This window comes from Actinocatenispora thailandica, assembly GCF_016865425.1.
In the GTDB taxonomy this organism is placed as follows: Bacteria; Actinomycetota; Actinomycetes; order Mycobacteriales; family Micromonosporaceae; genus Actinocatenispora; species Actinocatenispora thailandica.
Genome location: NZ_AP023355.1, coordinates 4,582,524 through 4,607,227, shown reverse-complemented (window position 1 = coordinate 4,607,227; position 24,704 = coordinate 4,582,524). Strand labels below are relative to the sequence as shown.

Below are 24,704 nucleotides of genomic sequence, written 5' to 3'. Positions count from 1 at the left end.
GCCGGTCACGCCCGTCACGCGGACGGGCCGGCCACGCCCGTCACGCAGACCGGCCGGTCACGCCGGTCAGCCGGTCATGCCGGCCCGGCGCCGCAGCGCGCCGATGTCGGTGATGACGATCCGGCGGCCCTCGGTGCGCAGCCAGCCGCGACCGGCGAACGTGCCGATCGCCTGGTTGACGCTCTGCCGGGAGCCGCCGGCCATCTCGGCGAGCTGGCTCTGGTTCAGCTCCACCGTCACCATCGGCGCGGGGCTGTCGCCGGCCAGCCGCACCAGCGTCTTGGCCACCCGCCCCGCCAGATCGAGGAACACGTGGTCGGTGTTCTGCTCGGTGAGTCGTCGGATCAGGCTGCCGAGCGAGTTCAACACGCTGTCCAGGATGCGCGGGTTGGCGTGCACCAGCTCCAGGAACGCGGTGCGCGACAACGCGAGTGCGCTGCACCGCTCGATCGCCTCCACCGACGCCGAGCGCGGCGCCCCGTCGAGCAGCGCCACCTCGCCGAGCACCCCCGGCGGTCGCACCACGTGCAGCAGCGCCCGCTCGCCCGCGGACGAGGTACGAAAGACCGCCACCGCACCGGTGCGCACCACGATCAGCGACTCACCGGGGTCGTCCTCGACGAACAGCAACTGCCCCTTGCGGTACGTGCGGGGCACGGCCGCGGCCGCGATCCTGCGCCGGACCTCCGGGTCGAGGTCGGTGAACATCTCCACGTTCGCGATCGCGTCGTCGAAGTCCGTGCCCTGCCTGTCCACCCGCGCTGCCTCTCTCGGCCCGGATTCGGACCGTCACTGCTCGTGTGTGCGTTCTACAAGCATCCGGCCCAACTGTCGTGCTGTCTACACCTGGGGTATCGGTCATGCGACAGTTCACCCCGAGAGCGGCTGGCAGGCTGAGCACGACCGCGGGGAACCGCGCCGGTCACGGGGGTTGGCGCGGCAGCGCTGTCGTGCGGCGAGCGACGTCCGCGGGATCTTGGGGGAGCGTCCCGGCGGATGGCGCCTACGGCATCGCCGCGTCGGCCGCGTGGAGACCGGCGCGGTTCGCGGTCACGGCCCCGGCCACCGTCTCGACGGTTGCCGGGGCCGTCCGTGTCCACCCGCCCAGCCCCGTCGATCATGGCGTTGTCCTGTGCGGCAAGCGGTTGCTGACCGGACAACGCCAGCCCCGACACGGCGCGGCCGATCAGGCGGGCCAGTCGCGGGCCCGGTCGACGGCGACCTTCCACAGCCGGTACCCGTCCTCGTCGGTGTCGCCGGACGGGGTGAAGCGGGCGTCGAGCTGCCAGGTCCGCGCGAGCTCGTCGGTCGACGACCAGACGCCGGTGGCCAGCCCGGCGAGGAACGCCGCGCCCAGCCCGGTGGTCTCGGTGACCCGCGGCCGGCGTACCGGCAGCGCGAGCTGGTCGGCCTGCAGTTGGCAGAGCAGCGAGTTCGCCGAGGCGCCGCCGTCCACCGACAGCTCCGGGATCACCTCGGCGGCCGGCCGGTCGTCGCCGGCGAGTTCGGCCGCCATCACGGTCAGCACGTCGCGGACCTCGTACGCGATCGCGGCGAGTGTGGCGCGGGCCAGGTGCGCGCGGGTCGCGCCGCGGGTCAGGCCGAGGATCGTGCCGCGCGCGGACGGGTCCCAGTAGGGCGCGCCGAGGCCGGTCAGGGCCGGTACGAACACCACCCCGTGGGTGTCCGGGACCGTCGCCGCGAGGCCCTCGATCTCGGCCGCGGCGCCGATGATGCCGAGCCCGTCGCGCAGCCACTGCACGGCCGCACCGGTGACGAAGATGGAGCCCTCCAGCGCGTACACCGGGCCGTCGCCGAGATCCCAGGCGATCGTGGTGAGCAGCCCGTGCTCGGACCGTACCGGGGTGTCGCCGGTGTTGGTCAGCACGAACGAACCGGTCCCGTAGGTGCACTTCGTCGCGCCGGTGTCGAAGCACGCCTGACCGAACAGCGCGGCCTGCTGGTCGCCGGCGATGCCGGCCACCGGCAGCGTCAGGCCGAGGAACTCGGCCGGGTCGGTGTGCCCGAGCACTCCCGACGAGCCGACCACCTCCGGCAGCGCGATCTCCGGCACCCCGAACAGCTCGCACAGCTCGCCGGACCAGCCGCCGCCGAACGTGTCGTACAGCAGGGTGCGGCTGGCGTTGGACACCTCGGTGGCGAGCACCTGGCCACCGGTCAGCCGGGCCACCAGGTAGGCGTCGACGGTACCGACCACCAGAGCGCCCTCGGTGACGCCCCGCCAGGTGTCCGGCTCGTGCCGGGCCAGCCAGGCCAGCTTCGTCGCCGAGAAGTACGGGTCGAGCCGCAGCCCGGTCAGCTCGGTGACCCGCTTGCCGTGGCCGGCGGCCTCGAACTCGGCGCAGATGTCGGCGCTGCGGCGGTCCTGCCAGACGATCGCCCGGCGCGGCGCCCGCAGGGTACGCCGGTCCCACAGCAGCACGGTCTCGCGCTGGTTGGTGATGCCGATCGCGGTCGGCGCCGGTACGCCCGCGGTCCGCGCCGCGTCGATGGCCTCCCGGCACGCCGACAGGGTGGCGAGCCAGATCTCCTCGGGCTCGTGCTCCACCCAGCCGGGCCGCGGGAAGTGCTGCGGGAACTCCTGGTACCCGCGCGCGGTGACGCCACCGGCATCGTCCACCAGCAGCGCGGTCACCCCGGTGGTACCCGCGTCGATCGCCAACACACTCACGAGTTCTCCCTCCGCCGACCCCGGTCGATCATGGGGTTGTCCTGCCGGGCAGGCGTTTCCCGGGACGATAACCCCATGGTCAACGGGGCGGGGTGGTTGCGGTGGCGCGCAGCCGGTCCAGTACCAGCGGGTCGATGTGGCCGGGGGCCAGCCGCAGCTCGTAGTTCTCGATGCCGGCCCACTCGGCCAGGGCGTCGTCGAGGGCGGGCGGCGGCTCGGCGGTCGCCGGGTGGCCGAGGCCGGCGAGCAACGCGCGCACCTCGTCGGCGAGCGGGCCGGTCAACGGCAGCAGACTGGCCGGATCGGGCCGATCGAAGTACAGGTGGTGCGCGGCGAGCAGTCGGCGCAGCTCGGCGACCGGTGCGGGGTGGTCGTCCACCCGCAGGTCGACGGCGAGATGGCTGCCGCTGTCGCCCAGGTACGGGCCGGCCGGGTCGGCGCCGTAGCCGGCGTTGGCCTCCGCGACCAGCAACGCGGCGCTCTGCCGGCCGCGCCGGTCGCCGCCGGCCCGGTCCCCGGCGTGCAGCGCGGCGAGCAGCCGGCCCGGCAACGGCCCGGACGAGTCGAGGAACGCCGTCCGCATCGCCTCGACCACGCCCGGCCCGGCCAGGATGTTGCCCTGGATCGCGAACCCGTCCCCGCTCGTACCGCCGGCCCAGTCCAGGCAGTGCGCGCCGGTGTAGGTCGCCCCGTCGCCGGTCGGGCCCACCACGCCGAGCTGCCGCTCGTCGCGCAGCCCGTCGGCGGCGGTGAGTCCGGCGACCACGTCGGCCGCGGCGGTACCGGTGCGCAGCAGGGCGAGGCCCTGCGGCCGGTAGGCGAGGTTCGCCATCGACTGGGTGGCGAGCGCGCCGGCCACCGGATCGACTGCCGGTACCGCGGCACCGACCGCGAGGAACTTGCTGGCCACCGCCACCCCGTAGGCGGGCCGGCCGGAGCCGCCGGTACCGCGGGCCACGATCGAGAACGTCATCGGTCACCTCCGTCGCCCGGTGCCGGGCCGGCACCGTGGTCCCTGGCCGGTGACCTTAGCGAACGGGTACCGGCCGTCCCGGTACCCTCCCCAGACCGGCAGCCGCAGCGACGCGGTGCGGCAAAGACGGGGAAAGGCGGACGGATGGTGCGGCTGCGGCGGGCGCAGGCGACGCCGGAGAGCGTCTCGACGCTGGAGCTGTTCTTCGACCTGGTCTTCGTGTTCACCCTGACCCAGCTGACCGGGCTGATCGAACACGAGTTGAGCTGGCTGGCCGTGCTGCGGGTGCTGCTGCTGTTCGGGGTGCTGTGGTGGATGTACGGCGCGTTCGCCTGGGTCACCAACGCCGCGGCGCCGAGCGACCCGGTCCGGCGGGTGCTGCTGGTCGCCGCGATGGCCGGCTTCCTGGTCATGGCGCTGGCGTTGCCGCAGATCACCGGGTCGGGCGGGATCGCGTTCGGGCTCGGGTACCTGGTCGTGGTGCTGGTGCACCTGGCGCTGTTCGGGCTGACCGAGGCGTGGCGCGGGATGCTGCGGGTCGCGCCGTTCAACCTGCTGTCCGGGGCGCTGGTGCTGACCGCCGGCTTCCTGCCCGGGGCGGTACGGCCCTGGCTGTGGGCGGTGGCGCTGGCGGTGCAGGTCGTCACCCCGCGGCTGGCCCGGGTGGTCGGCGAGGATTCCCAGTTCCGGATCGCGCCCGGACACTTCGTCGAGCGGCACGGGCTGCTGCTGATCGTGGCCTTCGGCGAGTCGGTCGTCTCGATCGGCAAGGGTGTCGCCGGCCGCCCGGTCGACCCGCGACTGGCCGGGACGGCGGTGCTGGTCCTCGCGCTGCTGGCGATGCTGTGGTGGGTCTACTTCGGCGCCGGGGCGGTCGAGGCGGCCGAGGCGCGGATGCGCCGGGCCGAGCTCGCCGAACGTCCCCGGCTCGCGGTCCACGGCTTCTTCTACTCCTACATCCCGATGATGCTGGGCATCGTGCTGCTGTCGGCCGGGGTGGCGATCGGCCTCGGGCACGGCGAGCCGAGCTGGCCGGTCGCGGCGGTCACCGCGGTGGGGGTCGCCGGGTACCTGGCCGGTGACGTCTGCTTCCGCCGGGTGCTGTCGGCCGGCCCGGTCGCGGTGCGCACCGGGCTCGCCGTGGCCGCGCTCGGCACCGCGCCGGTCGGCCGGTACGTGGGGGTCGTCGCGCAGCTCGCCGTCCTCGCCGTACTGGTCGCCGCCGGGCTCGCGGTGGAGGCCGCGGTGACCGGCCCGCGCACCGCGGCGGATGGCGACGAGGCGCCACCGGCGAACGCGTAGGGTGCCGGGCATGGGGACGGAGCGGGTGCACCGGTACTTCGTCGACTGCGAGTTCATCGAGGACGGTCGGACCATCGACCTGGTCTCGATCGGCGTGGTCGACGAGGACGACCGGGAGTTCTATGCGGTGTCGACCGAGTTCGACCCGGGCCGGGCGATCGACTGGGTGCGCCGGCACGTGCTGGACAAGCTGCCGTCACCGGCGGACCGGGCGTGGCGCTCCCGCGCGCGGATCCGCGACGACCTGTACGACTACCTGACCGAGCCGCTGCGCGCGGGGCGCGCCGACCGGATCGAGCTGTGGGCCTGGCTCGCCGCGTACGACCACGTCGCGGTGGCGCAGCTGTGGGGCGCGATGCCGGCGCTGCCCCGGGAGATCCCCCGGTTCACGCACGAGCTGCGGCAGCGCTGGGAGTCGTTGGGCTGCCCGGAACTGCCCGGCCACGGCAGCGACCGGCACGACGCCCTGGCCGACGCGCGTCTCGGCCTGGCCCGGTGGCGCGCGATGAACCTGTCGCCCGCCGGCCGCGGCTGACCGGCGGAGCGCACCCCCTTCCTCTCGTACGGCCTGGCCGGATCGGTCGGCCGGGTCGGTCCACCCGCGCACCCGCACGGCGTCGTCGCAGGTCGGTGGGTCTGTCGTCGGCGGCCTCGATCGGCAAGTATGGAAGCTGCGACCCGACCTCGACGGTGCTCGTCGCCGTTGCTGCCGGGATGTGTGGCCTCACCTCGACCATGTGGGTGTCGGCCGATCGGCACTGGATTGCCCCGGTTGTGCCCACATCGGCCGGGGCAGACCCTAGGCTGGCCGGCATGGGGCGGCAACGACGCCGATGCCCCGCGCCACGGCCACGTTGGTGACGAAGGAGTGAGCGATCATGCGCATCGGCGTACTCACCGGCGGCGGCGACTGTCCCGGCCTGAACGCCGTGATCCGAGCGGTCGTCCGCAAGGGCACGAAGGTGTACGGCAACGAGTTCCTCGGCTTCCGCGACGGCTGGCGCGGGCCGCTGGAGAGCGCCACGATGCCGCTCGGCGTCGATCAGGTACGCGGCATCCTGCCCCGCGGCGGCACCATCCTCGGTTCGTCCCGGACCAACCCGTTCGCGTCCGACGACGGCGGCCAGCGGATCCGGGACAACCTCGCCGAGCTCGGGGTGGACGCGCTGATCGCGATCGGCGGCGAGGACACCCTCGGTGCCGCCGCGAAGCTGCACGGCGAGGGGTTGCCGGTCATCGGGGTACCGAAGACCATCGACAACGACCTCGGCGCCACCGACTACACGTTCGGGTTCGACACCGCGGTCAACATCGCCACCGAGGCGATCGACCGGCTGCACACCACCGCGGAGAGCCACCACCGCACGGTGGTGGTGGAGGTGATGGGCCGGCACGCCGGCTGGATCGCGCTGCACTCCGGCCTGGCCGGTGGCGCGAACGTCATCCTCACCCCGGAGCGCCCGTTCGACCTGGACCAGGTCTGCGAGTACATCGAGGAACGGTTCCGCTCGCAGTACTCGCCGATCGTCGTGGTCGCCGAGGGAGCGGTGCCGGCCAAGGCGCACGAGGTGACCCAGACCGACCAGCTCGACTCCTTCGGGCACGTGCGGCTGGGCGGCATCGGGCAGTGGCTGGCCGACTCGATCGAGCAGCGCACCGGCAAGGAGGCGCGCGCCGTCGTCCTGGGGCACATCCAGCGCGGCGGCACCCCGACCGCGTACGACCGGGTGCTGGCGACCCGGTTCGGTCTGCACGCCGTGGATGCGGTGCACGACAAGGACTGGGGCCAGATGGTGGCGCTGCGCGGTACCGACATCGTGCGGGTGCCGCTGGCGGAGGCGACCGCGAAGATCAAGACGGTGCCGCCGGAGCGGTACGGCGAGGCCGAGGTCTTCTTCGGCTGATCACCCCCCGTCAAGGGGGCCTTGGCCCCTTGACCTCCTCCGCCGGGGAGCAGGGGCGAGATCCTGACGCCGCCTGGCCGTTTCCGGTGTGGGCGCCGGGTGTGCCGTACCGGGGCGTGGGACGAGCGGCCAGGGTCGTGGGGTGCGGACGTAGGGTCGGGGGATGGGTGGGGAGCACACGGTCGCCGTGGTCGGCGCCGGCAAGATGGGTGAGACGCTGCTGTCCGGGCTGCTGCGGGCCGGCTGGCCGGCGAGCCGGCTGCTCGCGACGGCGCGGCGGCCGGAGCGGGCCGAGGAACTCACGGTGCGCTACGGCGTGCGGGTGGTCGACAACGACGAGGCGGCGGCGTCGGCGGACGTGCTGACGATCGCGGTGAAGCCGCAGGACGCGCCGGCGTTGCTGGCCACGCTCGGCCCGAAGGTGGCGCCGGACGTGGTCGTGGTGTCGATCTGTGCCGGCCTGCCGACGTCCTTCTTCGAGAAGCACCTGCCGGCCGGCACCCCGGTCATCCGGGTCATGTCGAACACCCCGGCGATGGTCGACCAGGCGATGACGGCGATCTCCGGCGGTACGCACGCCACCGCCGAGCAGCTCGCGCTGGCCGAGGAGATGTTCCGGCCGCTGGGGCGCACCATCCGGCTGCCCGAGTCGCAGCAGGACGCGGTGACCGCGCTGTCCGGGTCCGGCCCCGCGTACATCTACTACCTGGTCGAGGCGATGACCGACGCCGGCATCCTGCTCGGCCTGCCCCGGCAGGTCGCGTACGAGCTGATCCTGCAGACGGTGATCGGCTCGGCGGCGATGCTGCGCGACTCGGGGGAGCATCCGGTCAAACTGCGTGAGGCGGTCACCTCGCCCGCCGGTACCACCATCAACGCGATCCGGGAGCTGGAGGACCACAAGGTGCGGGCGGCCTTGATCGCGGCGTTGGAGGCGGCCCGGGACCGGGCCCGGGAAATCGCCGCCGACTACACCTGACGGTGGCAATGCGTGACCAGGTGCCCGGCGGGTGGCCGCCGAGGCGCCCCGGTGCTCGGTTGCAATGAGTGAGCGCCTCGCGTCGCCGGTCCGGCCCGGGTCGGCACGCTGGCGTCGGCGTCCGGGTGGGTGCCCGCTGGACCGCCGCAGGTCGCTGACCGTCCGGCAGTATCTGCTCCGGAGATCACATAGATGTAACGGATGGCGGGGGAGTTGCCGGGCGCGGTACCGGGACAATTGCCGACCAATAACCGGCTATCGACCCCTCGGTTTACCGTCACGTGACATCCTCGGGATGCGAGTCGGCGAGCCTTCGATAGGGTTGGCCACGTTGGACACGCGCGCCACGGCCGTGCACGCGGGTCGATGGTTCGTCTGTGGTGCCTGCCGTGCGGCTGTGACAGTGCCGGTTCGGAACCCGTTCGGGCCGGCCCCGCGCCTGACATCGGTTACGCCGTGTAGCCGCCGGCTCCGGCTCGGAGGGTGACGCGGTGCGACCCGACGAGCGAAGAGGAGATCGTGCCAGCAGTACGCGCAGACTCGGTGTACAAGGTGTTCGGTCGCCGACCGGAGCAGGCCGCGAAGGCGCTGTCCTCCGGGGCGAGCCGCGAGGAAGTGCGCGCCCAGGGCGCCACCGCCGCGGTCATCGATGCGTCGTTCGAGGTGGCGCCGGGTGAGATCTTTGTCGTGATGGGGCTGTCCGGCTCGGGGAAGTCGACCCTGATCCGGATGCTCAACGGGCTGTGGCGGCCGACCGCCGGCACCGTCGAGATCGACGGCATCGACATCAGCAAGATGCGGCCCAAGCAGCTCCGCGAGCTGCGCCAGCGCAAGGTCAGCATGGTCTTCCAGCACTTCGCGCTGCTGCCGCACCGCACGGTGCTGGACAACGCGGCCTACCCGCTGGAGGTCAAGGGCGAGGCCACCGCGGTGCGCCGGCAGAAGGCGCGCGAGTCGCTCGCGATGGTCGGGCTGGAGGGCTGGGAGGAGAGCCTGCCCTCGCAGCTGTCCGGCGGCATGCAGCAGCGGGTCGGGTTGGCCCGCGCGTTCGCGGCCGGTACCGACGTGCTGCTGATGGACGAGGCGTTCAGCGCGCTGGACCCGCTGATCCGGCGGGACATGCAGACCCAGCTGCTGGAGCTGCAGAGCCGGCTCGGCAAGACGATCGTGTTCATCACCCACGACCTGAACGAGGCGATGCGGGTCGGTGACCACATCGCGGTGATGCGGGACGGGCGGATCGTGCAGATCGGTACCGCCGAGGAGATCCTCACCGACCCGGCGAACGACTACGTGGCGCAGTTCGTCGCCGACGTGGACCGCACCCGGGTGCTGACCGCCAGCTCGATCATGGAGCAGCCGGCCGCCACCATCGGCGTCGGCGGCGGCCCCCGCGCCGCGGTCAAGACGATGCGGGAGAACCAGCTCGCCGCGCTGTTCGTGCTCAGCCGGGACCGCAAGCTCGCCGGCGTGGTCCGCGAGGGACCCACCTCCGAGGCGGTGCGGCAGGGCGAGTCGAGCCTGAGTTCGCTGCTCGACGACGAGATCGTGAAGGTAGGCCCGGACACGCCGGTCGCCGAACTGTTCACGCCCGCCGCGGAGACTCCGGTCCCGCTGGCGGTGGTGGACGACGACGGCAAGCTGCTCGGCGTGATCCCCCGGGTGACGTTGCTCGCGGCGCTGGGCACGGGCACCGAGGAGCCCGAACCGGTGGACAACCCACCACCCGGGTACGGACCGACCGGCACCCTGCCCGGCGATCGGGAAGGGAACGCCGATGTCTCTGCATGAGCTTGCCGATTCCGGACCGTCGATTCCGCAGATCCCGGTCGGTACCTGGGCCGAGGACGTCGTCGACTGGCTGAAGAACAACATCGGCGTGCTGTTCGACGACGTCAAGTCCATCGTCGAGACCGTCGTCTCCGGCCTGTCCGATGCGCTGATCGCGGTGCCGTGGCCGGTGATGATCATCATCTTCGTGCTGCTCGGCCTGTGGCTGCGGACCTGGAAGTTCGCCATCTTCGCGTTGCTCGGTCCGCTGCTGATCGTGTCGATGCAGCTGTGGGACGACGCGATGAAGACGCTGGCGTTGGTCATCGTGGCGGCAGCGGTGTCGCTGATACTCGCGATACCCATCGGCATCGCGGCGGCACAGAACGCCTGGGTGTCCCGGATCGTCAAGCCGATCCTCGACCTGATGCAGACGATGCCGCAGTTCGTGTACCTGATCCCGGCCGTGATCCTGCTCGGCCTGGGGCCGGCGCCCGGCCTGGTCGCGACCGTCGTGTTCGCGATGCCGCCCGGGGTGCGGTTCACCGAGCTGGGCATCCGGCAGGTCAACCACGAGGTGGTCGAGGCCGGTGAGGCGTTCGGCGCGTCGCCGTGGAAGGTGCTGCTGCGGATCAAGCTGCCGCTGTCGCTGGGCACGATGATGGCCGGCGTCAACCAGGTGATCATGCTGACCCTGTCGATGGTCGTGATCGCCGGCATGCTCTCGGCGCCGGGACTCGGCCAGGACGTGGTTGGCGCGGTGTCGCAGACCGACGTCGCCGCCGGCTTCCAGAGCGGCCTGGCCGTGGTGATCCTCGCGATCGTGCTGGACCGGCTCACCGCCGGGTTGGGCGAGCGCGCGGCGCCGGAGGCCCGGCTCGCCCGCCGGTCGCGCGCGCTGAAGCGCCGGCAGGCACGGGCCCGCAACACCAATTCGGACGCCGAGCAGGCGGCCAAGGTGAATGCCTGACAGATCCCGATGGCGGCTCCCGGCGTTGCCGGCGCTGCCGCCCGATCCGGCCGTCTGGCCGATCCAGAGGAGAAAGGAACCCCAGGTGCGACGGAAACTGGTCGCCCGAGTGGTCGCGGGTGTCGCGGTCGCGTTGACGCTGTCGGCGACGCTGGCGGCGTGCGGGAAGAGCAAGGAGGTCAGCGGCGGCTCTGGCTCCAGCGGGAACAGCAAGTCGGTGACCATCGGCGTGTTGCAGGGCTGGGCCGAGGACCAGGTGGTCAGCGAGCTGTGGAAGCAGGTGCTGGAGAAGAAGGGCTACACCGTCACGCTGAAGAACATCAGCGACGCGGGCCCGACCTTCACCGGCCTGGCCGGCGGTGACCTGGACCTGTTCATGGACACCTGGCTGCCCAAGACCCACAAGACCTACGTGGACAAGTACGGCAGCCAGATGGAAGATCTCGGCATCTGGTACGACCAGGCCACGCTGGACATCACCGTTCCGCAGTACATGACGGACGTGAACAGCATCGCCGACCTGAAGGGCAAGGCGAGCCAGGTCGACGGCAAGATCGTCGGAATCGAGCCGGGTGCCGGTCTGACCAAGGCGGCCAAGGAAGCGATCAGCGGCTACAAGCTGAGCGACTACACCCTGCAGACCTCGTCGACCACCGCGATGCTCAGCGCCCTGAAGAGCGCGTACGCATCGAAGAAGCCGATCGTGGTCACGCTGTGGCGCCCGCACTGGGCGTACTCGGCGTACAAGCTGAAGGACCTGAAGGACCCGAAGGGTCTGATGGGCGCCAAGGAGAAGATCCACACCTACGCGCACAAGGGCTTCAGCTCCAACCACAAGGAACTGGCCGGCTGGCTGAAGAACTTCAAGATGCCCGACGCGCAGCTCGCGGCGCTGGAGAACGAGGCGCTGAACAAGCAGTCCAGCGACGTCGCCGCCGGTGTCACCAAGTGGATGAACGAGAACCAGGACTTCGTCAAGCAGATGACCGCCTGACCTAGTACCGGGTCCTTTTTTCGGCCGGTCGATTGTCGACATTGCACAATCGGCCGGCCGACATCGTGTCCGCAGGCAGATGTTCGGCGCCGCGCTGGCCGGTGCCGACCTCGATCTGCACCTGGGCACCCGACTGTCGAGGACGCCGGGCGGTTCCGGCCGGGTTCGACGTGCCACAGTGGACAGCCTGGTGAAGGGTGTCCATTGTGGAGGGTCAGGAGCCGGTGCGGAGGGCGGCGACGCCCGCTTCGAGCAGCGCTCCCGGATCGAGGTCCTCGGGCGATTCGGCCCAGCGCAGTACCGCCACCGAAGCGATGCCGATGTAGGCGGCGGCCACCGACTCGTCGGCGAAGTCCGGGGTCTCCCGGCCGGCGCGCTCGGCCAGGGCCAGAGCGATCGCCCGGGTCGACTCGGCAACACCCTGGATGATCCTGCCGCGCAGCGCCGGTACCGACAGCACCAGTCGCAGCCGCTTCCGGGTGTCCTCCCCGGCCTCCGCGGCGAACTGCGGCATCAGCGCCATCATCGCGTTGTGCAGCGCGGCGAGCGGCTTCTCGGCCGCCGGCCGGTCCCGGACCGCCTGGTAGAACAGCGGATCGTAGTCGTCGGCGAGGACCACGTCGTCCTTCGTCGGGTAGTACCGGAAGAACGTGCTGGGGGAGACCTCGGCGGCGGCGGCGATCTGCTCCACGGTGGTCTGGTCGTAGCCCTGCTCGGCGAACAGCCGCAGCGCGTGGTGCTGGATGGCGCGCCGGGTCTTGAGCTTCTTGCGCTCCCGCAGACCCGGCGCACCCGCCGGTGAATCAGCCTTCATACCGTTCATTGTGCTGCCTGCCGGTGACGAGCGCCGGCGGTGCGGCGCGGCTCGGCGTCGCCGCCGGCCCGGGTACCGGCCGGTCCCGGTTCGGCAGCAGCAGGGCGGCGACCACCGCGCTGACCGCGGCGGCGCCGGCGCAGGCCAGCAGCATCACCGACATGCCGTGCACGAACGCGCCGTCCGCCGCGGCCCGCAGCGGCGCGCCGGCCGGCCCCATCCGGTGCGCCACCTCCGCCGCGCCGCCGACCGAACCCCGGGCCGCGTGCGCCGCCGCGGGCGGCAGTCCGGTCAGCGTCGGGTCCAGCCGGTCCCGGTAGGCGGCGTTCAGCACGCTGCCCAGGATCGCGATGCTCAGCGCGGCGCCGACCTGCCGGATCGCCTGGACCAGCGACGAGCCGGTCGCCGCCTCGTCGGTACCGAAGGTGGCGAGCGCCGAGTCCATCGCCGGCGACAGTGCCAGGGAGATGCCGAACCCCTCGATCAGCATCGCCACCGCGGTCAGCCGGTACCCGCTGGACACGTCGACGCGGGACTGCACCACCAGCCCGACCGTGACCACCAGCAGCCCGCCGGCCACCGGCAGCCGGCGGCCGAGCCACCGGCACAGCCGGTCGCCTGCCGGCGCCGCCACCAGCATCCCGGCGATCAGCGGCAGCAGCCGTAGCCCGGCGCCGAACGCGTCGGTGCCGAGCACCACCTGCAGGTACTGCGGGAGCACGAACACGACGCCGAACAGCGCGAAGCCGGCGAGCGTCATCGCCAGCACGCCGACCGAGAAGCGGCGGTCGGCGAACAGCCCGAGCCGTACCAGTGGCTGCCCGGCCCGCGCCTGCCAGGCCACGAAGCCCACCAGCAGCGGGACCGCCGCGCCCAGTCCGACCAGTACCGGAGGGCTGGTCCAGCCGCGCTCCGGGCCCTCGATGACGCCGTAGACCAGCGCGACCAGGCCGAGCGTCGACAGCGCGACCCCGAGCAGGTCGGGCCGGTGCGTGCTCGCCCGGGACTGCGGGATGGTCAGCGCCACCACGATCATCGCGACCAGCACGATCGGCACGTTGATCAGGAACACCGAGCCCCACCAGAAGTGGCCGAGCAGCCAGCCGCCGAGCAGCGGCCCGAGCGGCAGCCCGAGCATCATCCCGGACACCAGGATCGCCAGCGCCGTCGACGTGGGCAGGGCCCTGCCGCCCCCGGTCTTCGCAGGGATGCCGTCCGGCCCACCTGCCTCCCGGTCGGTGCGGTCGCCGGGTGCGGTCGCCGAGCCGGCCCCGGCGGCCGGCTGTGCACCCCCGGCGCTGCCGCCGGACGCACTCCCGGCGGTGCCGCCGGACGCACTCCCGGCGGTGCCGCCGGACGCACTCCCGGCGGTGCCCGCGGACGCACCTCCGGCGCTGCGCCGGGCCGCGGCGCCGAAGACGGCCGGCACGATCGACAGCGGTACCGACAGCAGCACCGCGGCGCCGACCCCGAGCGCCGCGCGGGCCGCGATCAGCTGGGCCGGCGAGTCGACCTCGGCGCAGGCCGCGGACGCCAGGCCGAACACGGCGAGGCCGGCGAGCAGCACGGTGCGCCTGCCGTACCGGTCGGAGAGCAGGCCGACCGGCAGCAGCAGCGCCGCGAGCGCCAGCGTGTACGCGTCGGTGACCCACTGCAACTGGGCGTTGCTCGCGCCGAGGTCCTTGCTCAGGGTGGCCAGCGCCACGCTGAGCACCATCGTGTCCAACCCGACCACCAGTACCGCGAGCCAGAGCGCGACGAGGATCGCGCCCTGCCGCGCCGGGCCGTACCGGATCATGACCGCCTCCAAAAAATGACATCAACTCTCAAAAACAAGTAGATGCCAAAAGAATCGAGCTGTCAATATCCCCGGGATGGCTTCGGAGAGCACCTGGTGAGACGGCCGCGACCTGCGGGACCGGTACGGCGGGGTACGCCGTAGGCTGTCGTGCGTGCGGCGAGAATGGCATGATCTGCGCTTCCCCGGCCTGGACACGACCAGCGTGCTGACCACCCGCGATGCCGACGAGCACGAGGTGGCCAAGCTCGGACTGGACGCGTGGCGCGAGCTACCCCGCGACCAGGGCGTCAGCTGGCCGGACCAGGCGGAGGTCGACCAGGTCGGCCAGGTGCTGTCCGCGGTGCCGCCGGTCGTCGCACCGTACGAGGTGGACCAGCTGCGGGCGCGCCTCGCCGAGGTGTGCGAGGGTCGGGCGTTCCTGCTGCAGGGCGGCGACTGCGCGGAGACGTTCGTGTCCAACACCGAGCAGCACCTGCTCGCCAACGCCCGCACCCTGCTGCAGATGGCGATCGTGCTGACCTACGGCGCGAGCATGCCGGTGGTGAAGGTCGGCCGGGTGGCCGGGCAGTACGCGAAGCCGCGGTCCAAGCAGACCGACGCGCTGGGCCTGTCCGCCTACCGCGGCGACATGATCAACTCGCTGGACGCCACGCCCGAGGCGCGGGTGGCCGACCCGCAGCGGATGATCCGGGCGTACGCGAACGCGGCGGCGGCGATGAACATGCTCCGGGCCTACCTGTCCGGTGGCCTCGCCGACCTGCACCAGGTGCACACCTGGAACAAGGACTTCGTGCGTTCCTCGGCCGCCGGCGAGCGGTACGAGGCGATCGGCCGGGAGATCGACCGGGCGCTGCGGTTCATGAACGCGTGCGGCATGTCCGACGCCGACGAGCTGCGCGAGGTCACCCTGTACGGCAGCCACGAGGCGCTGGTGCTGGAGTACGAGCGGGCACTGACCCGGGTCGCCGGCGACGCCGCGTACGACCTGTCCGGGCACTTCGTCTGGGTCGGCGAGCGGACCCGGCGGATGGACGGCGCGCACATCGACTTCGTCTCCCGAATCGCGAACCCGATCGGCGTCAAGATCGGCCCGAGCACCACCCCGGAGACCGCGATCGAGCTGTGCGAGCGTCTCAACCCGGACAACATCCCGGGCCGGCTCACCATGATCAGCCGGATGGGCAACGGCAAGGTGCGCGACGCGCTGCCACCCATCGTCGAGAAGGTCACCGCCGCCGGCGCCAAGGTCGTCTGGCAGTGCGATCCCATGCACGGCAACACCTTCGAGTCGTCCAACGGGTACAAGACCCGGCAGTTCGACCGGATCGTGGACGAGGTGCTCGGCTACTTCGAGGTGCACCGTGGCCAGGGCACCCACCCGGGCGGCATCCACGTCGAGTTGACCGGCGAGGACGTCACCGAGTGCCTCGGCGGCGCGCAGGCGCTGGAGGAGCTGCACCTGCCCACCCGGTACGAGACGGCCTGCGACCCGCGCCTGAACACCCAGCAGTCGCTGGAACTCGCGTTCCTCGTCGCCGAGATGCTCCGCGGCTGACCTGCCGTCGTCCGCGACCTTGGCACGGCTCGTGCGCATCGAGCTGTGTCGTCGACGTCGAGGACGCCGGTCTGCTCCTGACCGCGCATCGAGCGGCCCGACCGGAGGGGTGAGAGGCGGCGCGGTGGCGTCTGCAAGCTTCGCAGGTCAGAACGCCGCCGGCTCCGTCCGGTCGTCCGATTCGGGAGCGGCGCGGCGTCCCGGTAGGTGGTGCGGCCCCGGCAAGGTGAGCGGGTGGTGTGGCCGGGTTAAAGATCGTCACCCGCAGGCAAAGAAACCGGCCGGAGCCTGGTTGGCCGGATCCGCCGGCTGCCACCGTCGAGGTGATGGACCCTGCGCCGCGGCTGGGCGGCCAGGTACCCGGCACGGAGGCGGGATGGGCAGAACCGAGCGGGCCGGGCGGCCCCGGCGTCCGCGACGGCGGCGGGTCGCCGCGCTGACCGCCGGAATCGCGGTGCTGGTGCTGGCGCTGGCGGGGTGCACCCGGCCACTGCCCGGTCACCCGCTGGCGGCGAAGGGGTGGCATGCGCTCACCGGGTCGCATCCCTCGCATCCGGCCCCGAAGGTCACCCGGGGGCCGGCCGAGGGGAGCGGCGGTACCCCGGTCGTCGCCGGCGGGCGGACACCGCGGCCGGCGCACGTGGTGGTCGTCGTGTTCGAGAACAAGAAGGCGAGCTCGGTCGTCGGCAGCAGCCACGCGCCGTACCTGACCGGGCTCGCGCACCGCGGCGCCTACCTGACCCAGTCGTACGGGGTGGCGCACCCCAGCCAGCCGAACTACCTGGCGCTGTTCTCCGGCAGTACCCAGGGGGTGACCGGGGACAGGTGCCCGCAGCGGTTCCACACCGGCAACCTGGGCGCCCAGTTGCGGACGTCGGGGGACAGCTACGCCTCGTACGCGGAGGGGCTGCCGTCGACCGGCTACCCCGGCTGCCGGACCGGCCACTACGACCGGGCGATCGCGCCGTGGACCGACTTCGCGTCGGTACCGGCCGGCACCCAGCGACCGCTGACCGCGTTCCCGCACGACTACGCGAAACTGCCGACCGTCAGCTTCGTGCTGCCGAACATGTGCCACAACATGCACTACTGCTCGGTGGCCACCGGCGACCGGTGGGCCCGGCGCACGCTCGACCCGTACGCCCGGTGGGCGCAGACACACCACAGCGTGCTGCTGGTGACGTTCGACGAGGACGACGACACCACGGTGAACCGGGTGCCGACGATCCTCGTCGGGCAGCCGGTGCGGCCCGGTACCTACCCCGAGCACGTCGACCACTACACGATCCTGCGCACCCTGGAGGCCATGTACGGGCTGCCCCCGCTCGGCACCGCCGCCGACCGGCAACCGCTGACGAACGTGTTCCAGCAGCCGCCGATCACCCGCCGGGCCGCGGGTGGTTGAACACGGCCGCGAGGAACGCGACTATCCCGTACAGCAGGACGGTGACGACGGCGAGCGCGAGCAGCGCGCCGATCGCGGCGTGGAACACGATGCGCAGCAGCCCCCGGCCCCGGGCGATCCGGGCGCCGAGGACGGCACCGGCGATCGGCGGCAACAGCGGCAGCCCCTCGGCGATCAGGGCGCCGACCGGGCCGCCGTGCCGGGTCTGCGCCGCGACCAGCGCGACGTAACCGGCGACGAACCCGGCGTACCAGGCGAGGCTCAGCAGCACCGCCGGCGGCGTGACGAACCACTGCCAGCGCCGCGTCCCGGCGCTCGGCTCGCCACCCGTCTGCTCGTACACGCTCCGGTTGTACCAGCGCCGGGCGACAGCAGCGAGCGACGACGCCCGCGTACGGTGCAGGCTGGAGGGGTGATGGTGAACCGGACGGTACGGGTGCTGCCGCTGCTCGCGGTGGCGCTGAGCCTGGTGCTGCTCGCCGGCTGCGGGTCGTCCGGCGGCTCCCCGCGGGGAGCCGGCGCCACCTCGCCGAGCGTCTCCGGTACGAGATCTCCGGCCGCCTCCGGTACCAGCGGCCGCCCGGCGCCGCCCGCCGCGGGCGCGGTGCCGCAGCCGGCGCACGTGCTGGTGGTGGTGTTCGAGAACAAGGGCTACGACAACGTCGTCGGCAGCTCGCAGGCGCCCTACCTGAACCTGCTGGCGAAGCGGGGCGCGCTGCTGACCGACTCGCACGGCGTCGCGCACCCCAGCCAGCCGAACTACCTCGCGCTGTTCTCCGGCAGTACGCACGGGATCACCGACGACTCCTGCCCGCACACGCTCCATGCGGGCAGCCTCGGCGCGCAGCTGCTCGGGTCCGGGCACAGCTACGCCTCGTACGCGGAGGGCTTGCCGTCGGCGGGCTTCGCCGGGTGCGACAACGGCAACTACGCCCGCAAGCACGCGCCGTGGACCAATTTCGCGAACGTGCCGGCGCGGACCCAGCTGCCGCTGCGGGCGCTGCCGACCGACTACGCGAAGCTGCCGCAGGTCGGGTTCGTCATCCCCGATCTGTGCAGTGACATGCACAACTGCTCGGTGTCCACCGGCGACCGCTGGCTGTCGGCGAACCTCGGCGGCTACGTCAGCTGGGCGCAGACCCACCACAGCCTGCTGATCGTCACCTTCGACGAGGACGAGGGCAGCGGCGCGAACCGGATCCCGACGATCCTGGCCGGGCAACCGGTGCGACCCGGACACTACGGCGGGCGCGTCGACCACTACACGATGCTGCGCACCCTGGAAGCCATGTACGGCCTGCGGCCGCTCGGCACCGCCGCTCACCGCACCCCGCTCACCGACGTCTGGCGTTGACGGGTTCGGGGTCGATCGAGACCGGTTCCAGCCGCGTCCGCCGCGGTTGGTGGTCGCACGTGGCGAAGCGCACGCTGGAGGCATGGTTTCGGTGACCGTCTCGGCGATCGGGGTGCGTGGCGGGTTCCGGATCGGGCACGGCATCGCGGTTCTGATCCGGTTTCTGATCCGGCTGGCGATCTGGCACTTCGCCTTCCGCGCGCTCGGCGGCTTCCTCCGGCCGTACACGCACGTGCCCTGGCTCGGCACGATCATCGTGGCGATCCTGCTGTTCGTGCTGTTCCACTACGCCCGGCGCTGGTACCGCCGCCGCCGCTGACCGCGCCGGCCCGCTGCGGTCCGTGCCGTCCGGGCCGGCCCGGTGGGCCGATCAGTGCGCTCCGGGCCGGCCCGGTCGGTCGATCAGCTCGGGTGTGGCTGGCCGAGACGTTCGGGAACCACTCCGATCTGGCGCAGCGCGCCGAGCAGGTCGTAGTCGACCCATTCCTCGACGATCCGGTCGTTCTCGAACTTGGCGATCCCCATCCCGGTCATCACGTACGCCTTGCCGGTCCCCGGGATGCCCTGGAAGTCGTGTCGCGCGGTGGCACCCATGGTCCAGCGCGTCGCGCACAGGTCACCGTCGCACAGCACCTCGTCGGTGTTCATGTGCACGTCCGGGTGGGCGGCGCGCAGCTCCCGCACGCGCTGCTTGAGCCCGGCAACCCCGTCGAGTTCGAGGTCCGGGTCGTGCATCGTGCAGTGCTCGGCGTACATCTCGTCGCAGGCGTCGACGTTGCCCTTGTTCCACAGCTCGTCGTTGAGACGGCGAATCGCGGCCTTGCGTTCCTCCGGTGTCATGTTCCCTCCTCGCCGAGGCGGCTGGCCCGCCCGGCGCAGTCGGCGCGCGGGTACCTCGTCCAGCTCGCCTACCTCGACCCTCCCCGGCCGGGGTGTCGCCGGCGAGCGAACCCGCCCGGACCGGCGGAACGGCCCGTCGCGGCACGGCGTTCGGAGGACCACGGACGGGCGAACGCGCGGGGCCGGAGGGATGCCCGCGGTCGCGCGACCCGGCCTGGCGGCGCAGGCCGGTGGCGCGGGTCATCGGTGCCGAGGGTGGTACGTGGTTTCCGGCCGGGGAAGCGGCTGGCAGGATCGAGGGATGATCGATCTGCGCAGCGACACGGTGACCCGGCCGACCCCCGGTATGCGGGAAGCGATGGCGAACGCCGAGGTCGGCGACGACGTGTACGGCGAGGATCCGACCGTGAACGCGCTGGAGCGCGAGGTCGCGGCGGCGTTCGGGCACGAGGCGGCGCTGTGGACGCCGACCGGCTCGATGGCCAACCAGATCGGCCTGCAACTGCTCGTGCAGCCCGGCCAGGAGCTGCTGTGCGACGTGCAGGCGCACGTCGCCCGGTACGAGATGGGCGCGGCGGCGGCGTACGGCGGGATCACCACCCGCACCTGGCCGGACCTGTCGGTGCCGGACATCGAGCCGCTCGTCTCGCCGCCCGGCGGGTACAGCGTGCCGACCGCGGCGCTGGCGGTGGAGAACACACACAACATGCGGGGCGGTACGGTGCTGCCGCTCGCGCAGCTGCGGGCGATGCGCGACCTGGCCGACTCGTACGAGCTGGGGCTGCACTGCGACGGGGCGCGGATCTGGCACGCGCACGTCGCGGACGGGGTCGCGTTCGCCGAGTACGGCCGGCTGTTCGACACGCTGTCGGTGTGCCTGTCCAAGGGGCTCGGGGCGCCGGCCGGTTCGCTGTTGCTGTCCTCGGCGGACAACATCGGGCGGGCGCGGGTGATCCGCAAGCGGCTGGGCGGCGGCATGCGGCAGGTCGGCATTCTCGCCGCGGCCGGCCGGTACGCGCTGGCGCATCACGTCGAGCGGCTCGCCGACGACCATGCGAAGGCCGCCCGGCTGGCCGACGCGCTCCGGCCGTACGTGCGCGGCGAGGTGCGGACCAACATCGTGGTGCTGGCGGTGCCGAACGCGGCTGAGCTGTCCGCGGCGGCGGCGAAGCAGGGTGTCCGGTTCGGTGCGATCAGCGCGACCGCGGCCCGGCTGGTCACCCACTACGACGTGACCGACGACGACATCACCCGCACCATCGAGGTCCTCACCGCGCTGCTCCCCGGCTGACCGGCCGGACGGACCCGGCACGGCCGGGGCCGCGTGCGCCAGCGCCCGGAACCGCACGGTGCCCGGCACCCGAGCCGACCGGCTCGCCGGCAGACCCAGGAAGGTGGCCGATGGCCCTTCGACCCCACACCCGCGCCGCGGACCTGACCGGCTACCTCGCCCGGCTCGGTTTCGACGGCGCCGCGCTGCCGCCGACCTACGACACCCTCGCCGCGCTGCACCGGGCACACGTCGAGCGGATCGCCTACGAGTGCATCGACCACCACGTGCCCCGAGCGACGCCGCTCGCCGCCCCCGACTCGGTGGCCCGGCTCGCCGCCGGGCGCGGCGGGTACTGCTTCCACCTCAACGGCGCGTTCTCGGAGCTGCTCGGCCACCTCGGCTTCGCGGTCACCCGGCACCGGGCCGCGGTCCGGCACGCCGCCGACGGACCGCTGGAGCCGGACCACCACCTCGCCCTCACCGTGGTCGCCGACGGCCTGCTCTACCTCGCCGACGTCGGCCTCGGCGACGGCATCCACGAGCCGCTGCCGCTGCGCCCCGGCAGCTACCCCCAGGGGCCGTACACCTACACGATCGGTCGCACCGGCACCGGCTGGCGGTTCACCCACGACCCGCGCGGCTCGTTCCGGATGTTCGAGTTCGACACCGCGCCGGCCTGGCTGCCGGAGGACTTCGCCGACGTCCACGCGTGGTTCGCCACCTCACCCGAGTCCGGGTTCGTCCGTACCCTCACCGCGCAGCGGCGTGACGCCGGCGGCACCGACGTGCTGCGCGGCTGCGTGCTGCGCCGCACCGACGCCGCCGGCGAGACCGCCCGCGAGATCGACACCGCGGAGGAGTGGTACGCCACGCTCACCGGCCTGTTCGGGCTGAACCTCGGTGACCTGGACGCGCCGACCCGTGACCGGCTGTGGGCGAAGACCCGCCGCGCCCATCGCGACTGGCAGGCGTCCCGTGACGGCCGGGAGCCGGGCCTGCCTGCCACGGATCCGGTCCGCGGCCGGCCGTAGGCTCGGTGACCATGAGTGACGCGCGTTGGGCGATGGGCGGCGACCTGCCGGTGGGCCGCATCGGGTACGGGGCGATGAAGCTGACCGGTTGGCCGCGCGGGGACCGGCCGGACCGGGACACCGCGCTGGCGGTGCTGCGGCGGGCGGTCGAGCTCGGGGTCAACCACATCGACACCTCGAACTACTACGCCCGGGACGGCGTGGCCGCCAACGAACTGATCCGGGCCGCGTTGCACCCGTACCCGGACGACCTGGTGCTCGTGACGAAGGTCGGTGCGCTGGTGGAGGGCCGGACATCGGGCTGGCACCGTCCGAGCAGCGCGGGTTGACGCCCGACGGGCTGCGCCGCGGCGTCGAGGCCAACCTCCGCTCGCTCGGCGTGGACCGCATCGACGTGGTGAACCTGCGGATGGGCGACCGGGGGCACACCGACGCCTCCGTCGCCGAACCGCTGGAGACGCTGCTCGCGTTGCGCGACGAGGGGCTGATCCGGCACCTCGGCGTCTCCAACGTGTCCGCCGAGCAGGTCGCCGAGGCCCGCACGATCGCGCCGATCGCCTGCGTCCAGAACATGTACAACGTGGCGGCGCGGGACGACGACCCGCTCGTCGACGCCTGCGCCGAGGCCGGCATCGCGTACGTCCCGTTCTTTCCCGTCGGCGGCTTCCGTCCCGTCACCGCCGAGCGGATGGACGCGATCGCGGCCCGGCACGACGCCACGGTGCCGCAGGTGGCGCTGGCCTGGCTGCTGGCCCGGTCGCCCAACATCCTGCCGATCCCGGGTACCGGTTCGCTGGCGCACCTGGCCGAGAACGTCGCGGCCGGCGGGCTGCGGCTGACCGACGCGGAGCTGGCCAGCCTGGCGTGACGGGCCGCGCGGCGGCCGGTGGCGCGGCCACCGCACGGTTGCGGCGATACGGACCGGGCGAGGTGCGGGCGGCGGCACCGCGGACCCGGTCCGGCGACGACCTCAGTGACCGAGATTGACCTGCGTCCGGTGCCGGTCGCCGTGCTCGATCAGGTCGACGAATCCCAGGGCGTAGTCCGCGGCGGAGATCGCGCCGCCGTCCCCGGGCGCGACGGCGACGTCGTCGCCGAGCCGGTACCGGCCGAGCCGCTCGCCGGGGACGTGTGCGCCGAACCGGAGCGCCGGGCTGACGAAGACCCAGTCGAGGGTGGTTGGTGTTGCCGGGAGGTCCTCGATCACCAGCGCCGCCCCGGCGAGGATCTCCTGGTGCAGTTCCGCGGGGACCTGGCTGAGGTCGGTGACGAAGCGGTCCGCTCCGGGCGCGGGGCGCAGCGACGAGTAGCCGCCGACCACGAACAGGGCCGCGCCCGCGGCCTCGGTGAGCCGCGCGATGGTGCGGTTCACCTCGCGGAACGTGTCGGCCAGCGGGCCGCGCGGGGCGAGCGCGGCGACGACGGCGTCGGCGCCGTCGATGGCGGCCGACAGCGTTGCGGCGTCGGTGGCGTCGCCCTGGACGTACGTCACGTTCCGGACTGGTGCATCGGGCAGCGAGCGGCTCAGCGCGGTGACCTGGTGACCGCGCGAGGCGGCCTCCGCGACGATGGCCGAACCGGCGTAGCCGGTACCTCCGATGACGGTGATGCGGGACACGGGATGCCTTTCCTCGGAGCGAGTGGCGCCGGACGACGCCCTCTGGTTACCGTAAGAGTGCAGCTCTCCATTGGGAAGAAGGCACTTTGTGGTAACCGGTCAGGACGGCTCGGTGCTCCGCGGCAGCCCCTACCGCGCGGACTGCCCGACCCGCCGCATCCTCGATCGCATCGGCGACCGTTGGACGGTGCTCATCGTGGGGGCCCTCGGGGACGGCAGCGTCCGGTTCTCCGACCTTCGCCGCCGCGTCGAGGGCGTTTCCCAGAAGATGCTCACCCAGACGCTGCGCGCGCTCGAACGGGACGGGCTGGTGCAGCGCACCGTGCACCCCGAGGTCCCGGTGCGCGTCGAGTACTCGCTCACCGAGGCGGGCCGCACCCTCCGCGAGCCGCTGCGGGCACTGGAGGAATGGTCGATCGTGCACCTGGCCCACGTGTCGGCGTCGCAGCAGGCGCACGACCGGACGGATCGGAGCCAGCCGGTGCCGTGAACGGCGCTCCGCCGCCGCGGCCGGGGCAGGCCGGCCGGCGCAGCTCGCGCCAGGTTGGCGGCGTCAGGCGGGGTCGGGCCGGCGCAGCTCGCGCAGCCGCGCCAGGTTGGCGGCGTCGGGGCCCTTGCCGGCCAGGCCCGGCACCTCCAGCACGCCGGGCAGCCCCGCGAACGCCGGATGGTGCACGAACTCGGCGAACCCCGCGGTACCGATGCAGCCGTCGCCGATGTTCTGGTGCCGGTCGACCCGCGAGCCGAGGTCGGTCTTGGAGTCGTTGAGGTGCAGCACCCGCAGCCGGGACAGCCCGACCGCGGCGTCGAACTCGGCGGCGAGCGCGTCCAACCCGGCCCGGGTACGGATCTCGTGTCCGGCGGCGAGCAGGTGCGCGGTGTCCAGGCAGACGCCGACCCGCTCGTCGTCGAGCCGGCCCACGATCGCGCCCAGCTCGGCGATCGAGCCGACCGTGTCGCCCTGCCCGGCCGAGTTCTCCGGCAGCAGCAGGGTGTGCCGGCTCGCCGCGAGGCCGGCGGAAAGCCCGTCGCAGAGCCGATCCAGCACGCTGGCGAAGCCGGTGCCCTTGTGCGAGCCGAGATGCGTCACCACCCCGGTGACGCCCAGCTCGTCGGCCACCCGCATCGTCTCGGCCAGCGCGGCGATCGACCGGTCCCGTAGCGCGTCGTCGGCGGTGCCGTAGTTCACCAGGTACATGCAGTGCACGAACGGCTCGACGCCGGTCTCCGCGCAGCCCTTCCGGAAACCCTCGATCGCCTGGTCGCTCGGCGGTACGAACCGCCACCCGCGCGGGTTGCCCACGAAGATCTGCACGCACTCGGCGCCGATCTCCGCCGCCCGGTACGGCACCGTCGCGAGTGCGCCGCCGGTCGTGACGTGCGCACCGAACCGCATCAGCGACCCCACCGGGCCGTGCCGAACCGGGCC

25 protein-coding genes are annotated in these 24,704 nt (G+C 72.7%); 16 read left to right on the top strand and 9 right to left on the bottom strand.

Annotated features, from left to right (window positions below; all coding sequences use genetic code 11):
* Positions 1-66: 66 nt before the first annotated feature.
* The 3 genes from Athai_RS20470 to Athai_RS20460 form a co-directional block, all read right to left on the bottom strand.
* Positions 67-708, bottom strand: a complete 642-nt coding sequence (locus Athai_RS20470; protein ID WP_203965971.1) for a Crp/Fnr family transcriptional regulator — start codon at positions 706-708, stop codon at positions 67-69.
* Between the two features lie 478 nt (positions 709-1,186).
* Positions 1,187-2,692: a glycerol kinase GlpK gene (gene glpK / locus Athai_RS20465; protein ID WP_203962994.1), complete on the bottom strand. Its 1,506-nt coding sequence runs from the start codon at positions 2,690-2,692 to the stop codon at positions 1,187-1,189.
* 79 nt (positions 2,693-2,771) lie between these two features.
* Complete coding sequence (locus Athai_RS20460; RefSeq protein ID WP_203962993.1) at positions 2,772-3,665, bottom strand: DUF1028 domain-containing protein; 894 nt, start codon at positions 3,663-3,665, stop codon at positions 2,772-2,774.
* A gap of 144 nt (positions 3,666-3,809) precedes the next feature.
* Between Athai_RS20460 and Athai_RS20455 the strand changes: the two genes are divergently transcribed.
* From Athai_RS20455 to Athai_RS20425, 7 genes are all read left to right on the top strand, one after another.
* Complete coding sequence (locus tag Athai_RS20455) at positions 3,810-4,967, top strand: low temperature requirement protein A (protein ID WP_203962992.1); 1,158 nt, start codon at positions 3,810-3,812, stop codon at positions 4,965-4,967.
* Positions 4,968-4,977: 10 nt separating this feature from the next.
* Positions 4,978-5,502, top strand: a complete 525-nt coding sequence (locus tag Athai_RS20450) for a polyadenylate-specific 3'-exoribonuclease AS (RefSeq protein ID WP_203962991.1) — start codon at positions 4,978-4,980, stop codon at positions 5,500-5,502.
* Between the two features lie 343 nt (positions 5,503-5,845).
* Positions 5,846-6,871: a 6-phosphofructokinase gene (locus tag Athai_RS20445; protein ID WP_203962990.1), complete on the top strand. Its 1,026-nt coding sequence runs from the start codon at positions 5,846-5,848 to the stop codon at positions 6,869-6,871.
* Between the two features lie 163 nt (positions 6,872-7,034).
* Positions 7,035-7,850, top strand: a complete 816-nt coding sequence (gene proC / locus Athai_RS20440) for a pyrroline-5-carboxylate reductase (RefSeq protein WP_203962989.1) — start codon at positions 7,035-7,037, stop codon at positions 7,848-7,850.
* 519 nt (positions 7,851-8,369) lie between these two features.
* Positions 8,370-9,641 (top strand): quaternary amine ABC transporter ATP-binding protein, encoded by a 1,272-nt coding sequence (locus Athai_RS20435; RefSeq protein WP_203962988.1) that lies wholly within the window; start codon positions 8,370-8,372, stop codon positions 9,639-9,641.
* Complete coding sequence (locus Athai_RS20430) at positions 9,628-10,590, top strand: ABC transporter permease (RefSeq protein ID WP_203962987.1); 963 nt, start codon at positions 9,628-9,630, stop codon at positions 10,588-10,590. Before Athai_RS20435 ends, Athai_RS20430 begins: the two co-directional genes overlap by 14 nt.
* 85 nt (positions 10,591-10,675) lie before the next feature.
* Entirely contained in the window at positions 10,676-11,584 is a 909-nt protein-coding gene (locus Athai_RS20425; RefSeq protein ID WP_203962986.1) for a glycine betaine ABC transporter substrate-binding protein, read from the top strand.
* A 214-nt stretch (positions 11,585-11,798) separates the two neighbouring features.
* On the opposite strand, the gene Athai_RS20420 is transcribed toward Athai_RS20425, so the two are convergent.
* Entirely contained in the window at positions 11,799-12,398 is a 600-nt protein-coding gene (locus Athai_RS20420) for an acyl-CoA-like ligand-binding transcription factor (protein WP_203962985.1), read from the bottom strand.
* Positions 12,388-14,196 carry an MFS transporter gene (locus tag Athai_RS34855; protein WP_203962984.1) on the bottom strand — a complete coding sequence of 603 codons (1,809 nt, stop codon included), beginning with the start codon at positions 14,194-14,196 and terminating at the stop codon, positions 12,388-12,390. The genes Athai_RS20420 and Athai_RS34855 overlap by 11 nt, the downstream gene beginning before the upstream one ends.
* A gap of 154 nt (positions 14,197-14,350) precedes the next feature.
* Between Athai_RS34855 and Athai_RS20410 the strand changes: the two genes are divergently transcribed.
* On the top strand, positions 14,351-15,754 hold the full coding sequence (locus Athai_RS20410; protein ID WP_203962983.1) for a class II 3-deoxy-7-phosphoheptulonate synthase: 1,404 nt from the start codon (positions 14,351-14,353) through the stop codon (positions 15,752-15,754).
* Positions 15,755-16,130: 376 nt separating this feature from the next.
* Positions 16,131-17,159: an alkaline phosphatase family protein gene (locus tag Athai_RS20405; protein WP_203962982.1), complete on the top strand. Its 1,029-nt coding sequence runs from the start codon at positions 16,131-16,133 to the stop codon at positions 17,157-17,159.
* On the opposite strand, the gene Athai_RS20400 is transcribed toward Athai_RS20405, so the two are convergent.
* Complete coding sequence (locus Athai_RS20400) at positions 17,134-17,502, bottom strand: hypothetical protein (protein WP_203962981.1); 369 nt, start codon at positions 17,500-17,502, stop codon at positions 17,134-17,136. The genes Athai_RS20405 and Athai_RS20400 overlap by 26 nt on opposite strands.
* 72 nt (positions 17,503-17,574) lie before the next feature.
* Here Athai_RS20400 and Athai_RS20395 point away from each other — a divergent pair, with 72 nt between their 5' ends.
* Positions 17,575-18,513: an alkaline phosphatase family protein gene (locus Athai_RS20395; RefSeq protein ID WP_203962980.1), complete on the top strand. Its 939-nt coding sequence runs from the start codon at positions 17,575-17,577 to the stop codon at positions 18,511-18,513.
* A gap of 82 nt (positions 18,514-18,595) precedes the next feature.
* Positions 18,596-18,832 carry a hypothetical protein gene (locus Athai_RS20390; RefSeq protein WP_203962979.1) on the top strand — a complete coding sequence of 79 codons (237 nt, stop codon included), beginning with the start codon at positions 18,596-18,598 and terminating at the stop codon, positions 18,830-18,832.
* 83 nt (positions 18,833-18,915) lie between these two features.
* On the opposite strand, the gene Athai_RS20385 is transcribed toward Athai_RS20390, so the two are convergent.
* The gene (locus Athai_RS20385; RefSeq protein ID WP_203962978.1) at positions 18,916-19,353 is read right to left on the bottom strand and encodes an ester cyclase; all 438 of its coding nucleotides are present in this window, start codon (positions 19,351-19,353) and stop codon (positions 18,916-18,918) included.
* A gap of 301 nt (positions 19,354-19,654) precedes the next feature.
* On the opposite strand from Athai_RS20385, the gene Athai_RS20380 reads away from it, so the two are divergent.
* From Athai_RS20380 to Athai_RS34845, 4 genes are all read left to right on the top strand, one after another.
* Positions 19,655-20,644, top strand: a complete 990-nt coding sequence (locus tag Athai_RS20380) for a threonine aldolase family protein (protein WP_203962977.1) — start codon at positions 19,655-19,657, stop codon at positions 20,642-20,644.
* A 110-nt stretch (positions 20,645-20,754) separates the two neighbouring features.
* Positions 20,755-21,657: an arylamine N-acetyltransferase family protein gene (locus Athai_RS20375; protein ID WP_203962976.1), complete on the top strand. Its 903-nt coding sequence runs from the start codon at positions 20,755-20,757 to the stop codon at positions 21,655-21,657.
* A gap of 11 nt (positions 21,658-21,668) precedes the next feature.
* Positions 21,669-21,986, top strand: coding sequence for an aldo/keto reductase (locus Athai_RS34850; protein ID WP_275422517.1), 318 nt, complete (start codon positions 21,669-21,671; stop codon positions 21,984-21,986).
* The gene (locus Athai_RS34845; RefSeq protein WP_275422516.1) at positions 21,983-22,525 is read left to right on the top strand and encodes an aldo/keto reductase; all 543 of its coding nucleotides are present in this window, start codon (positions 21,983-21,985) and stop codon (positions 22,523-22,525) included. The genes Athai_RS34850 and Athai_RS34845 overlap by 4 nt, the downstream gene beginning before the upstream one ends.
* 102 nt (positions 22,526-22,627) lie before the next feature.
* On the opposite strand, the gene Athai_RS20365 is transcribed toward Athai_RS34845, so the two are convergent.
* Positions 22,628-23,275, bottom strand: a complete 648-nt coding sequence (locus Athai_RS20365) for an NAD(P)-dependent oxidoreductase (RefSeq protein WP_203962975.1) — start codon at positions 23,273-23,275, stop codon at positions 22,628-22,630.
* An 88-nt stretch (positions 23,276-23,363) separates the two neighbouring features.
* Here Athai_RS20365 and Athai_RS20360 point away from each other — a divergent pair, with 88 nt between their 5' ends.
* A complete protein-coding gene (locus Athai_RS20360) occupies positions 23,364-23,765 on the top strand; it encodes a winged helix-turn-helix transcriptional regulator (protein WP_239157053.1) in 402 nt (133 codons plus the stop codon).
* A gap of 63 nt (positions 23,766-23,828) precedes the next feature.
* On the opposite strand, the gene Athai_RS20355 is transcribed toward Athai_RS20360, so the two are convergent.
* A complete protein-coding gene (locus tag Athai_RS20355) occupies positions 23,829-24,671 on the bottom strand; it encodes a deoxyribonuclease IV (protein WP_203962974.1) in 843 nt (280 codons plus the stop codon).
* Positions 24,672-24,704: the final 33 nt, after the last annotated feature.

Excerpts from the sequence above, each read along its gene's own strand:
- Athai_RS20470 (WP_203965971.1), bottom strand. The coding sequence starts at position 708 with ATGTTCACCGACCTCGACCCGGAGGTCCGGCGCAGGATCGCGGCCGCG.
- Athai_RS20460 (WP_203962993.1), bottom strand. The coding sequence starts at position 3,665 with ATGACGTTCTCGATCGTGGCCCGCGGTACCGGCGGCTCCGGCCGGCCC.
- Athai_RS20455 (WP_203962992.1), top strand. The coding sequence starts at position 3,810 with ATGGTGCGGCTGCGGCGGGCGCAGGCGACGCCGGAGAGCGTCTCGACG.
- Athai_RS20450 (WP_203962991.1), top strand. The coding sequence starts at position 4,978 with ATGGGGACGGAGCGGGTGCACCGGTACTTCGTCGACTGCGAGTTCATC.
- Athai_RS20445 (WP_203962990.1), top strand. The coding sequence starts at position 5,846 with ATGCGCATCGGCGTACTCACCGGCGGCGGCGACTGTCCCGGCCTGAAC.
- proC (WP_203962989.1), top strand. The coding sequence starts at position 7,035 with ATGGGTGGGGAGCACACGGTCGCCGTGGTCGGCGCCGGCAAGATGGGT.
- Athai_RS20430 (WP_203962987.1), top strand. The coding sequence starts at position 9,628 with ATGTCTCTGCATGAGCTTGCCGATTCCGGACCGTCGATTCCGCAGATC.
- Athai_RS20420 (WP_203962985.1), bottom strand. The coding sequence starts at position 12,398 with ATGAAGGCTGATTCACCGGCGGGTGCGCCGGGTCTGCGGGAGCGCAAG.
- Athai_RS34855 (WP_203962984.1), bottom strand. The coding sequence starts at position 14,196 with ATGATCCGGTACGGCCCGGCGCGGCAGGGCGCGATCCTCGTCGCGCTC.
- Athai_RS20405 (WP_203962982.1), top strand. The coding sequence starts at position 16,131 with ATGGGCAGAACCGAGCGGGCCGGGCGGCCCCGGCGTCCGCGACGGCGG.
- Athai_RS20395 (WP_203962980.1), top strand. The coding sequence starts at position 17,575 with ATGGTGAACCGGACGGTACGGGTGCTGCCGCTGCTCGCGGTGGCGCTG.
- Athai_RS20390 (WP_203962979.1), top strand. The coding sequence starts at position 18,596 with ATGGTTTCGGTGACCGTCTCGGCGATCGGGGTGCGTGGCGGGTTCCGG.
- Athai_RS20385 (WP_203962978.1), bottom strand. The coding sequence starts at position 19,353 with ATGACACCGGAGGAACGCAAGGCCGCGATTCGCCGTCTCAACGACGAG.
- Athai_RS20380 (WP_203962977.1), top strand. The coding sequence starts at position 19,655 with ATGATCGATCTGCGCAGCGACACGGTGACCCGGCCGACCCCCGGTATG.
- Athai_RS20375 (WP_203962976.1), top strand. The coding sequence starts at position 20,755 with ATGGCCCTTCGACCCCACACCCGCGCCGCGGACCTGACCGGCTACCTC.
- Athai_RS34850 (WP_275422517.1), top strand. The coding sequence starts at position 21,669 with ATGAGTGACGCGCGTTGGGCGATGGGCGGCGACCTGCCGGTGGGCCGC.
- Athai_RS20355 (WP_203962974.1), bottom strand. The coding sequence starts at position 24,671 with ATGCGGTTCGGTGCGCACGTCACGACCGGCGGCGCACTCGCGACGGTG.